Source organism: Micromonospora sp. A3M-1-15, assembly GCF_024213425.1.
GTDB classification, from domain to species: Bacteria; Actinomycetota; Actinomycetes; order Mycobacteriales; family Micromonosporaceae; genus Micromonospora; species Micromonospora chersina.
The window spans coordinates 315,128-326,950 of sequence record NZ_JANAVK010000001.1; the positions used below are offsets into that span (position 1 = coordinate 315,128).

7 protein-coding genes are annotated in these 11,823 nt (G+C 72.3%); 5 read left to right on the top strand and 2 right to left on the bottom strand.

The features are described 5' to 3' along the window. Positions 1 to 53: 53 nt before the first annotated feature. The 4 genes from NLX85_RS01520 (at position 54) to NLX85_RS01535 (ending at position 7,586) form a co-directional block, all read left to right on the top strand. A complete protein-coding gene (locus NLX85_RS01520) occupies positions 54 to 1,334 on the top strand; it encodes a glycosyltransferase family 4 protein (RefSeq protein ID WP_254331224.1) in 1,281 nt (426 codons plus the stop codon). Positions 1,335 to 1,436: 102 nt separating this feature from the next. Further along, a complete protein-coding gene (locus tag NLX85_RS01525) occupies positions 1,437 to 3,296 on the top strand; it encodes a nucleoside-diphosphate sugar epimerase/dehydratase (RefSeq protein WP_254331225.1) in 1,860 nt (619 codons plus the stop codon). A gap of 165 nt (positions 3,297 to 3,461) precedes the next feature. After that, positions 3,462 to 6,572 (top strand): M14 family metallopeptidase, encoded by a 3,111-nt coding sequence (locus NLX85_RS01530; RefSeq protein ID WP_254331226.1) that lies wholly within the window; start codon positions 3,462 to 3,464, stop codon positions 6,570 to 6,572. Between the two features lie 90 nt (positions 6,573 to 6,662). Then, on the top strand, positions 6,663 to 7,586 hold the full coding sequence (locus NLX85_RS01535; protein ID WP_254331227.1) for an NAD(+)/NADH kinase: 924 nt from the start codon (positions 6,663 to 6,665) through the stop codon (positions 7,584 to 7,586). 9 nt (positions 7,587 to 7,595) lie between these two features. On the opposite strand, the gene pgm is transcribed toward NLX85_RS01535, so the two are convergent. Both pgm and glgC read right to left on the bottom strand, forming a co-directional pair. Then, positions 7,596 to 9,239 (bottom strand): phosphoglucomutase (alpha-D-glucose-1,6-bisphosphate-dependent), encoded by a 1,644-nt coding sequence (gene pgm, locus NLX85_RS01540; protein ID WP_254331228.1) that lies wholly within the window; start codon positions 9,237 to 9,239, stop codon positions 7,596 to 7,598. A gap of 31 nt (positions 9,240 to 9,270) precedes the next feature. Continuing rightward, positions 9,271 to 10,503, bottom strand: coding sequence for a glucose-1-phosphate adenylyltransferase (gene glgC, locus NLX85_RS01545; RefSeq protein WP_254331229.1), 1,233 nt, complete (start codon positions 10,501 to 10,503; stop codon positions 9,271 to 9,273). A 95-nt stretch (positions 10,504 to 10,598) separates the two neighbouring features. Here glgC and glgA point away from each other — a divergent pair, with 95 nt between their 5' ends. Beyond that, on the top strand, positions 10,599 to 11,807 hold the full coding sequence (glgA, locus tag NLX85_RS01550) for a glycogen synthase (protein WP_254331230.1): 1,209 nt from the start codon (positions 10,599 to 10,601) through the stop codon (positions 11,805 to 11,807). The last annotated feature ends 16 nt before the right edge of the window (positions 11,808 to 11,823 follow it).

An 11,823-nucleotide genomic window follows, 5' to 3' on the forward strand; every position in this document is an offset into this window, starting at 1 on the left:
GTTCCCCGCGCGGCACCGGGTGCCGCGCCGTCGACCGTCAGATCGGAGGGACCGTGACTGACCACGTCCCCGCTCAGCGTCACGTCCTCGTCCTCAACCACTACGCCAAGCCGCTCTCCGAGCCCGGCGGAACCCGGCACGTCGAGCTGTTCGGCCGGCTCTCCGGCTGGGACTACACCATCGTCGCGGGCGACCGCGACGTCTACTCACGCCGGCGGTTCCGCAACCGTGAGCCGCACTTCGTCCGGGTGCGGGTGCCCGGCTACACCCGGAACAACCACCGCCGGGTGTTGAACTGGCTGGGCTACGCGGCGGGCGCCCTGGTGGCCTCGCTCGCCCGGCGCCGTCCGGCCCTGGTGTACGCGTCGTCTCCGCACATCCTCACCCCGGTCGCCGGTTGGCTGGCGGCCCGACTGTGGCGGGTGCCGTTCGTGTTGGAGATCCGCGACCTGTGGCCGGAGTCGATGGTGAGCACCGGGCACCTCCGGGAGGGGTCGCTGGTGCACCGGGCGTTGCGGGCGCTGGAGACCTGGCTGTACCGCCGGGCGGACCGGATCGTCATCGTCGCCGCCGGCTGGCGGTCGTACTTCCGCTCCCTCGGCGTGGACGAGGCGAAGCTGACCTGGGTGAGCAACGGGGCCGATCCGGAGGCGTTCGCCCTCCGCCACGACCGGTACCGCCCGCTGCGCGACCGGATACCGGTGCACGGGCGGCTGATCGTCTTCGCGGGGGCGCACGGCGAGGCCAACGGCCTGGATGAGTTGCTCGACGCGGCGGCGGAGCTGACCGAGCACACCTTCGCGCTGATCGGTGACGGGATCGACAAGACGCGCCTGGTGGCGCGGGCCCGGGCCGAGGGCCTCGCGAATGTGCACTTCCTCGACATGATGCCGAAGACCGAGCTCGCCGGCGTCCTGGGCGGCGCGGACATCGGCGTGCACGTACTCGCCGACGCGGCGGTCTTCCGGCTCGGGGCCAGCCCCAACAAGCTCTACGACTACCTGGCGGCCGGCGTGCCGGTGGTGACCAACTGTCCGGGCGAGCCGCACGAGATCGTCAACGAGTCCGACTCGGGCGCCGCGGTGGAGCCCGGCAAGCTCGTGGTCGGGCTGCGCGGGCTGGTCGACCTGGACGACGGGACGCTGCGCGCGATGGGCGGGCGGGGCCGGCTGCACATCGGGAAGCACCGGTCCCGGGCGGTCATGGCGGCGCGCCTGCAGGCCGCGCTGGACGAGCTCGTGCCGCCCCGCGGATCCGGTGGCCGCCGGGTGCCGGTCGGCCGGGGCGTCGCGGACACCGAGGCGTCCTCACATACACGCCGAATCGCCCATTAAATGCGAAACCCCGACAAAACCCCTTCCCACCCGGTAAGCAGAGAAGGACAAGCGGCCGCCCTGCCGGCGGCCACGACGCGGGTGATCAACAGGGGAGAACAGATGCCGCGGGAAGCAATCACTGCCGAGAACGCAGGCCAGGCCGGTAGACGGCGGAGAGCCGTCCAGCTCCTGGTCGCCGACACGGCGGCGTGGCTCGGCGGGAGCGTGGTGGCCGTGTGGGCCCGGTACGAGTTCGACCTGACCCCGGGGCAGCTCGCTCGGGCGGTCGCGATCGGCCTCACCGCCGCCGCACTGCACCTCGGTGGCACGGTCGTCCGGCGGCTCTACGCGGGGCGCCACCCACTCGGCAGCCTCGGCGAGATCCGCGGCCTGGCCGCCACCACGGCCGTGACCGCAGCCCTGCTGCTGCTCACGCTCGCGCCGCTGCCGCAGCGCCCGGTTCCGGCAAGCACGCCGGTCGTCGGGGCGGCGCTGGCCCTGCTGCTGATGTTCGGCACCCGTTCCGTCTACCGGCACCAGCAGGACCGGGCGTTGCGCCCCCGGGCCGCCGACGCGCAGAAGGTGCTGCTCTTCGGCATCGGTTCCGCGGGCGAGGGCCTGCTGCGGTCGATGGTCAGCGACCCGGCCAGCGCCTACCTGCCGGTCGGCCTGCTCGACGACGACCCGGACAAGCGCGACCTGCGGATCCACGGGGTGCGGGTGCTCGGCGGCCGGCACGACGTGGCGGCCGCCGTGCGCCGGACCGGCGCGAGCAGCCTCATCCTCTCGGTGGCCAACGCCGACGCCGACCTGGTGCGCCAGATCCGGGAGGCCACCCTGGCCACCGGAGCGGCGTTCAAGGTGGTCCCCCCGGTACGCGAACTGGTCAACCACCGGATCACCGTGAACGACGTGCGGGACCTGCAGATCAGCGACCTGCTGGGCCGGCGACAGGTGGTCAGCGACCTGACGCTGGACCACGACGGGCTCCGGGGACGACGGATCCTGGTCACCGGCGCGGGCGGGTCGATCGGCTCGGAGCTCTGCCGGCAGATCATGCGGGCCGACCCCGGCGAGCTCATGATGCTGGACCGGGACGAGTCCGCGCTGCACGCACTGCAGATGTCCCTCGCCGGTCGGGCCCTGCTCGACAGCCCCGAGCTGATCCTCGCCGACCTGCGCGACGACGAGGGGATCCGGCGGATCTTCCAGGACCGGAAGCCGGAGATCGTCTTCCACGCGGCGGCGCTCAAGCACCTCACGCTGCTCCAGCGCCACCCGGGCGAGGCGGTCAAGACGAACGTGTGGGGCACGCTGACCGTGCTGGACGCCTGCCGGGACGTCGCCCGGTTCGTGAACATCTCCACCGACAAGGCCGCCGACCCGGTCAGCGTGCTCGGCTACTCGAAGCGGATCACCGAGCGGTTGACCGCGCACGCCGGCGCGAACCACCCCGGCACGTTCCTCAGCGTGCGCTTCGGCAACGTGCTGAGCAGCCGGGGGTCGGTGGTGACCGCCTTCCAGCGACAGATCGAGGCGGGACTGCCGGTGACCGTCACCCACCCCGACGTGACCCGCTACCTGATGACCGTCCAGGAGGCGGTGCACCTGGTCCTCCAAGCCGCCGCCATCGGCCGCGACGGCGAGGCGCTCGTGCTGGACATGGGCGAGCCGGTCCGCATCCAGGACCTCGCCCGGGAGATGATCGCCCGGGCCCCGAACCCCACCCCGATCGTCTACACCGGACTGCGCCCCGGCGAAAAGCTGCACGAGGACCTGCTCGGCACCGGTGAGGTCGACGTCCGGCCGCTGCACCCGCTGATCTCCCACGTGCCGGTGCCGGTGCTGGACCCCATCGAGGTCGCCGCGCTCGATCCGTTCGACGACCCGCAGAAGATCGTCGCGCACCTCGCCCAGCTCTGCGACCGGGCGTTCGACCCGGCGGCCGACCGACCGCTCGACGTCGAACTGTCCCACTGATCCGCTCCACGCGGCCCGCCCGGCACCGGGCGGGCCGCTTCGCGTCCGCCACTCGGAGCTGGCACTTCGGCACAGTGAGTAGCCGAGAGATCCATTGAACCATTGACATACGTGCGCCGCAGCGGCCAGGCTCGCGCCTGATGTCCTTCCACCGAAGGGGGCGCGATGAGACCGACACGGCTGGCGATCGCCGGCGTGTTCACCCTGGTCGGCGCGATGGCGCTGACCGCTCCGGCCAGTGCGCGGCCACCGTCCGACCCGGGCGGCCGCGACGGGCTGGAGGTCTACGTCGGCACGGTCGACGCCAGGCAGTTGGAGAAGCTGCGGGCGGCCGGGGTCGACCTGGACGAGGACCACCGGTCCGCCGATCCGGCCGGGGCCACCACGATCGAAACCGTGCTCACCCGACGAGCGGCGGACAGGCTCGCCAGCCAGGGCGTGCCGCTGACCGTGAAGAAGGTCCGGGGCAAGCCGGCCTCCGAGGTGCTACGCGAGCAGGCCGCGGCCGGCTGGAAGGCGTTCCGGTCCTACAGCGAGCCGGGCGGCATCCGGGACGAGTTGACCGCGACCGCGGCCCGGTATCCCGGACTGGCGAAGGTGGAGACCATCGGGCGTACGGTGCAGGGCCAGCCGATCCTCGCGGTGAAGGTCACCCGCGGCGCGCGCACTCTGCCGGACGGGAAGCGGCCGGCCGTGCTCTACGCCAGCACGCAGCACGCCCGCGAGTGGATCACCCCGGAGATGACCCGCCGGCTGCTGCACCACGTGCTGGACAACTACGGCGCCGACCCGGAGATCACCCGGCTGGTGAACACCACCGAGTTGTGGTTCCTGCCCGTTGCCAACCCGGACGGCTACGACCACACCTTCACCAGCGGCAACCGGCTGTGGCGCAAGAACCTGCGGGACAACGACGGCGACGGCCGGATCACCGGCGTGGACGGCGTCGACCTCAACCGCAACTTCGGCTACAAGTGGGGGTACGACGACGAGGGGTCCTCACCGGAGCCGGCCAGCGACACCTACCGGGGCGCCAAGCCCAACTCGGAGCCGGAGACCAGGGCGCTGGACGGACTGTTCCGGCGGGTCGGCTTCGAGTTCTTCGTCAACTACCACTCGGCCGCCCAACTGCTGCTCTACGGCGTCGGCTGGCAGGTCAGCACCCCCACGCCCGACGACGTGATCTACGAGGCGATGGCCGGCGACGACGACCACCCGGCGGTGCCCGGATACGACCCGGACATCTCGGCCGAGCTGTACACCACCAACGGCGACACCGACTCGCACGCGCAGGTCCGCTACGGCGCGCTCGGCTTCACCCCGGAGATGTCCACCTGCCAGACGGCCGCCGCGTCCGACCCGGACGACCAGTGGCGCCCGGAGGACTGCGTCAGCGGCTTCGTCTTTCCGGACGACGAGAAGCTGATCTCGGCCGAGGTGGCGAAGAACCTGCCGTTCGCCCTGGCGGTGGCGAAGTCCGCGGCCGACCCGGACGAGCCCTCCTCGGTGGTCGGCCGGAGCACCCCCGACTTCGTGGTGGACGCGTTCGACACCTCGTACGGGCGCACCCAGCAGGTCGCCTCGGTCACCCGGCGTGCGCTGAAGGACGTGCGGATGCACTACACGGTCAACGGCGGCCGACCGAAGACCACCAAGGTCCGCGAGTGGCGCGGCGGAGAGCGGTACGGCGACACCAACGACCGCTACTACGCCGAGCTGCGCGGCACGGTCACCGGTACGAGGCCCGGCGACCGGGTGGAGGTCTGGTTCACCGGGGTGAAGCCGCGCAAGGGCCCGGTGACCAGCGCGCACTTCACCTACCGTGTGCATCCCGACATCGACGGCGACGTGCTGGTCCTCGCGGTCGAGGACGTGACCGGACCCAGCCCGGCGCAGGACGGGACCGCCGCGAAGTACGCCGCCGGAATCGCCGCCTCGGTCGAGAAGGCCGGGCACCGCGCCGACGTGTACGACTTCGACACGATGGGCCGGAAGGCGCCGCACCCGCTCGGGGTGCTCTCGCACTACCGGGCGGTGGTCTGGGAGACCGGGGACGACGTCATCCTCCGCGCCCCCGGGCAGGTCGCCGGCACCACGGCCGAGGCGGCGCTCACCACCGAACTGGCGGTGCGGGACTACCTCAACGAGGGCGGCAAGGTCCTGGTCAGCGGCAAGTACGCGCTGTTCGCGCAGGGCTCCGACGGCGGGTACGTGTATCGGCCGGGCGCCCCGCCGGAGTGCGTGGACCCGGACGACGTGGCCTGCCTGCCGCTGCTCAACGACTTCCAGCAGTACTGGCTGGGGGCGTACAACTACCTCGGCGACGGGGGCACCGACCCGGCCGGCGACCCGTACCCGGTGCGCGGCTCGGCCGGGGCGTTCACCGGCTTCACGGGAACCCTCAACGTGCCCGGGTCGGCCGGCAACCAGGACCACACCGCCTCGTTCCTCAGCACGTCGAGCTTCCTGCCACCGGACCGGTACCCCCAGTTCGCCAGCTCCGCGGCCGTCGACTGGGCCCGGCCGGGCGCCGCGCCGTACGATCCGCGCACCGGTGACTGGTACGTGTACAGCGGACGCGCCGACGAGGCGTACAAGCGGCTCACCCGCACCGTCGACCTGACCTCGGCGACCACCGCCGAGCTGCGCTTCGCCACCTCGTACGACATCGAGGAGAACTGGGATTTCCTGATCGTCGAAGCGCACGAGCTGGGCAGCGACGACTGGACCACGCTGCCGGACGCCAACGGACACACCCGGCCCGTCGCCGGGGAGAGCTGCGCCTCGGGCTGGGTGGACGAGCTGCACCCGTTCCTCGCCCACTACCAGGGCACGGACTGCTCCCCGACGGGCAGCACCGGGAGCTGGCATGCGGCCACGGGGTCGTCCGGCGGATGGCAGGAGTTCGCCGTCGACCTGTCCGGGTACGCCGGGAAGAAGGTCGAGATCGCCATCTCGTACGTCTCGGACTGGGGCACCCAGGGCCTCGGCGTCTTCCTGGACGACGCCCGGGTGACGGTGAACGGGTCGGTGGTCTCGGACACCTCGTTCGAGACGCCCGACCTGGGCGGGTGGACGGTGGCCGGCCCGCCGGCCGGCTCGGGGCCCGCGGCGAACGACTGGAGCCGCAGTGAGCAGGCGTTCGAGGAGGGCTCGGCGGTGGTCACCGCCGACAGCGTCTACCTCGGCTTCGGGCTGGAGGGGCTGGCCCCGGCGGCCCGGGACGATATGGTCGCCCGGTCGCTGAGCCACCTCACCGGTCGGCCGCGCCGCTGACCCGGGGCCGGCGCGCCGGCGGTGGTCCCGCCGCCGGCGCGCCTGCCCGTACGCCCCGCCGACCGGCCCCGGATGTGGTGAGCTGTACGGGTGGCGGGACTGGGTCTGGTGCTACACCCCACCCGGGACGTCTCCGAGGTGGTCGGGATCATCGAGCGGTGGGCGTCGGGCCACCGCAAGACGCTGCTGGTCCGCGCCGAGGACGAGCACCGGGTGCCGTCCTGCGTCGAGCCCGTCCCCGCGGACGAGCTGGCCGTCCGCGCCGACGCCCTGATCAGCATCGGCGGCGACGGGACCATGCTGGGCGCGCTGCGCATGGCGGTGCGCGACCCGAAGCCGGTGCTCGGCGTGCACCTGGGCCGGCTCGGCTTCCTCGTGGAGGTCGAGCCCCCGGACCTGCCGGAGGCGCTGAGCCGGCTCGCGGCGAAGGACTTCACCGTCGAGTCGCACGCCTGCCTCGCCTGCGACGTGTGCGGCGACGACGTGGTGGCCTTCAACGACATCGCGCTGGTCCGCCAGCCCGGCTCCGGGTTCGTCACCGCCACCCTCGCGGTGGACGGCCAGCGGTACGGCTACTACCGCTGCGACGCGTTGGTGGTCAGCACGCCGACCGGCTCGACGGCGTACAGCTACGCGGCGGGCGGCCCGCTGATCTCGCCGGCGGCGGACGCCGTCGTGGTGACGCCGTCGGCGCCCATGGCGGGCATCTCCCGCTCGGTGGTGCTCGCCCCGGAGGAGAGCATCCGGCTCGACCTCCGGCCGAACTCGGCGGCGGTCGCCGTCGAGATGGACGGGCTGGTGATCAAGGAGGCGGCGACCGAGGGAGCGGTGCAGATCCGCTACCGCCGGGACGCGGGACGGGTGGTCCGCTTCGACCCGCAGCGCTACCAGGAACGCAACCAGCTCAAGCTGAGCCTGCTCGACCTGCCCTTCCTGCCCGACCAGCTCCGCGAGCTGCTGCCCGAGGAGCTGCGCCGGGAGCGTGACCAGCGGGAGCTGGAACCGCCCTGCTGACCCGGCGGGTCAGGCCCGCGCGAGCACCTCGGAGACCAGCGCCTTCGCCTCGTCCTGGATCCGGGTGAGGTGCTCCGGCCCCCGGAACGACTCGGCGTAGATCTTGTAGACGTCCTCGGTGCCCGACGGCCGGGCGGCGAACCAGCCCGACTCGGTGGTCACCTTGAGCCCGCCGATCGACGCCCCGTTGCCTGGCGCCGTGGTGAGGGTCGCGCTGATCGGCTCGCCGGCCAGCTCGGTCGCGGTCACCTGCTCGGGCGACAGCTTGGCCAGCACCGCCTTCTGCTCCCGGCTGGCCGGGGCGTCGATCCGGGCGTACGCGGGCGCACCGAAGCGCTCGGCCAGCCCGGCCCAGTGCTCGCTCGGGGTCTTCCCCGTGGTGGCGATGATCTCCGAGGCGAGCAGGCAGAGCAGGATGCCGTCCTTGTCGGTGGTCCAGGTGCTGCCGTCGCGGCGCAGGAACGAGGCGCCGGCGCTCTCCTCGCCGCCGAAGCCGACCGCCCCGTCGAGCAGGCCGGGCACGAACCACTTGAAGCCGACCGGCACCTCCAGCAGCGGGCGGCCCAGGTCGGCGGCGACCCGGTCGATCATCGAGGAGGAGACCAGCGTCTTGCCGACCGCCGCCGCCGGCCCCCACTGCTCGCGGGTCCGGAACAGGTGGCCGATGGCCACGGCCAGGTAGTGGTTGGGGTTCATGAGGCCACCGTCGGGCGTGACGATGCCGTGCCGGTCGGCGTCGGCGTCGTTGCCGGTGGAGACCGCGAACCGGTCGCGGGCCGCGATCAGCGAGGCCATCGCGTTCGGCGACGAGCAGTCCATCCGGATCTTGCCGTCGCCGTCGAGGGTCATGAACCGCCAGGTCGGGTCGACCGTCGGGTTGATCACCGTGAGGTCGAGGCGGTGCCGCTCGGCGATCTCCCCCCAGTACGCCACGCTCGCCCCGCCCATCGGGTCGGCGCCGATGCGCACCCCGGCGTCCCGGATCGCGGCGATGTCCAGCGCGGCGGGCAGGTCGTCGACGTACCGGGCGAGGAAGTCGTACTCGCCGGTGGTGTCGGCGGCGCGCGCCCGCGCGTACGGGATGCGCTTCACCTCCTTGAGCCCGGCGGCGAGGATGCTGTTCGCGCGGTCCTGGATCCACTTCGTGACGTCGGTGTCGGCGGGCCCGCCGTGGGTGGGGTTGTACTTGAAGCCGCCGTCGTCGGGCGGGTTGTGCGACGGCGTGATCACAATGCCGTCGGCGAGCCCGGCGGTGCGGCCCCGGTTGTGGGTGAGGATGGCGTGCGACAGCGCGGGCGTGGGGGTGTAGCCGTCCCGGCTGTCCACCAGCACGGTGACGTCGTTGGCGGCGAGCACCTCCAGCGCGCTGGCCTCCGCCGGGGCGGAGAGCGCGTGGGTGTCCCGGGCCAGGAAGAGCGGGCCGGAAAGGCCCTGCTCCCGCCGGTAGTCGCAGAGCGCCTGGGTGACGGCGAGGATGTGGTCCTCGTTGAAGGCGTTGCGCAGGCTCGACCCGCGGTGCCCGGAGGTGCCGAACGAGACCTGCTGCGCCGGGTCGGTCGGGTCGGGGTGCCCGGCGTAGTAGGCGGTGACCAGCCGGGGCACGTCGACCAGGTCGGCGGGCTCGGCGGGCTGGCCGGCACGGGGGTGGGCCACGGTCGGAACCTCCTTGCGAAGTGCGGGTGGATCAGGGCTCGACGCGCTGGCCCTTGCCGATGACGACGATGCCGTTGTCGGAGACGGTGTACCGCTGGCGGTCCTTCTCCAGGTCGACGCCGATCTCGGCGCCCTCCGGCACGTAGACGTTCTTGTCCAGGATGGCCCGGCGGACCACCGCGTGCCGGCCGATCTCGACACCCTCCATGAGCACCGCGCCGTCCACGTGCGCCCAGGAGTGCACCTTCACCCGCGGGGCCACGATCGAGTTCTCCACCAGCGAGCCGGAGATCACCGACCCGGGCGACACCATCGAACTGACCGCGCGGCCGACCCGCTCGCCCCAGGCGTGCACGAACTTGGCCGGCGGGTACGGCGGCTGGTTGCTGTAGATCGGCCAGTCGAAGTTGTAGAGGTTGAACACCGGGTGGACGTTGATGAGGTCCATGTGTGCGTCGTAGAAGGAGTCGAGCGTCCCCACGTCCCGCCAGTAGCCGCGGTCCCGGTCGGTGCTGCCCGGCACCTCGTTGTCCTTGAAGTCGTAGACGTTGGCCTCGCCGCGCTCGACCAGCATGGGGATGATGCTGCCGCCCATGTCGTGCTTGCTGGTCTTGTCCTCGGCGTCGCGCTCGACCGCCTCGCAGAGGGCCTTGGTGCTGAAGACGTAGTTGCCCATCGAGGCGTAGATCTGGTCGGGCGCGTCGGGCAGCCCCACGGCGTCGGTGGGCTTCTCGCGGAACGCCCGGATCCGCCGGCCGTCCTCACCGACCTCGATGACCCCGAACTGGTCGGCCATCGACAGCGGCTGCCGGATGCCGGCCACGGTGACCGCGGCGCCGGAGGCGATGTGGTCCTCCACCATCTGCCGCGGGTCCATCCGGTAGATGTGGTCGGCGCCGAAGACGATCACGTGGTCCGGCTGCTCGTCGTTGATCAGGTTGAAGCTCTGGTAGATCGCGTCGGCCGAGCCGGCGAACCACCACGGGCCGCGGCGCTGCTGCGCCGGCACCGGGGTGACGTAGTTCCCGAGCATCGTCGACATCCGCCACGTCTGCGTGATGTGGCGGTCCAGCGAGTGGGACTTGTACTGGGTGAGCACGACGATCTTGAGAAAGCCGGCGTTGGCCAGGTTGGAGAGGACGAAGTCGACCATGCGGTACATCCCGCCGAAGGGGACGGCCGGCTTCGCCCGGTCGGTCGTGAGGGGCATCAGGCGCTTGCCCTCTCCGCCGGCCAGGACGATCGCGAGCACCTTGGCAGCCATGCTCAGACGCTATCCATCCCGCACCGACTTCACCACTCGTACGGGCACGTTTCCGCACCCGGTGCGGCGGGGGAAAGCACGCTAGGGTGCCGGTCATGAGCGATTCCGCCCGGCTGCGTGTCGACCTGCTCACCCGCGAGTACCCGCCGGAGGTCTACGGCGGCGCCGGGGTGCACGTCGAGTACCTCGCGCGCGAGCTGCGCCGCCTCGCCGACGTGCGGGTGCACTGCTTCGGCGCGCCCCGCGACGAGCCGGGCGTCACCGCGTACGCCGAGCCGGCGGCCCTGGCCGGCGCGAACGCCGCGCTGCGCACCATGGGCGTCGACCTGGAGATGGCCGCCGGCGCGGCCGGCACCGACGTGGTGCACAGCCACACCTGGTACGCCAACCTGGCCGGGCACACCGCGAAGCTGCTGCACGGGGTGCCGCACGTGGTCACCGCCCACAGCCTGGAACCGCTGCGCCCGTGGAAGGCCGAGCAGCTCGGCGGCGGCTACGCGCTCTCCTCCTGGTGCGAGCGGACCGCGTTCGAGGCCGCCGACACGGTCATCGCGGTGAGCGAGGGGATGCGGCGGGACGTGCTGACCGCGTACCCGGAGGTCAACCCCGACCGGGTGCGCGTGGTCTACAACGGCATCGACACCGCGCAGTACACCCCGGACGCGGGCACCGACGTGGTGGACCGGCTCGGCATCGACCCGGCCCGCCCCAGCGTGGTCTACGTCGGCCGGATCACCCGGCAGAAGGGCCTGCCGTACCTGCTGCGGGCGGCCCGGGAGCTGCCCGCCGACACTCAGCTCGTGCTGCTGGCCGGGGCCCCCGACACGCCGGAGATCGCCGCCGAGGTGGAGGGCCTGGTCGCCGAGCTGCGGGCCGGCCGCTCGGGCGTGATCTGGATCGCCGAGATGCTGCCCAAGCACGAGGTGATCCAGGTGCTCACCCACGCCACCATCTTCGTCTGCCCGTCGGTCTACGAACCCATGGGCATCGTCAACCTGGAGGCCATGGCGTGCGAGACCGCCGTGGTGGCCACCGCCACCGGCGGCATCCCCGAGGTGGTCGCCGACGGGGAGACCGGGCTGCTGGTCCCCATCGAGCAGGCGGGCGACGGCAGCGGCCGGCCGCTGGACCCGGAGCGTTTCGTGGCCGACCTGGCGGCGACGATCAACGACCTGCTGGCCGACCCGAAGCGGGCCGAGGAGTTCGGTCTCGCCGGCCGCCGCCGGGCCGTCGAACACTTCTCCTGGGACACCATCGCGCAGCGCACGCTGGAGGTGTATCGGTCGGTGGGCGCCGCCGGCTGACCCGAGCGCGAAGCGA

Excerpts from the sequence above, each read along its gene's own strand:
- NLX85_RS01525 (WP_254331225.1), top strand. The coding sequence starts at position 1,437 with ATGCCGCGGGAAGCAATCACTGCCGAGAACGCAGGCCAGGCCGGTAGA.
- NLX85_RS01530 (WP_254331226.1), top strand. The coding sequence starts at position 3,462 with ATGAGACCGACACGGCTGGCGATCGCCGGCGTGTTCACCCTGGTCGGC.
- glgC (WP_254331229.1), bottom strand. The coding sequence starts at position 10,503 with ATGGCTGCCAAGGTGCTCGCGATCGTCCTGGCCGGCGGAGAGGGCAAG.
- glgA (WP_254331230.1), top strand. The coding sequence starts at position 10,599 with ATGAGCGATTCCGCCCGGCTGCGTGTCGACCTGCTCACCCGCGAGTAC.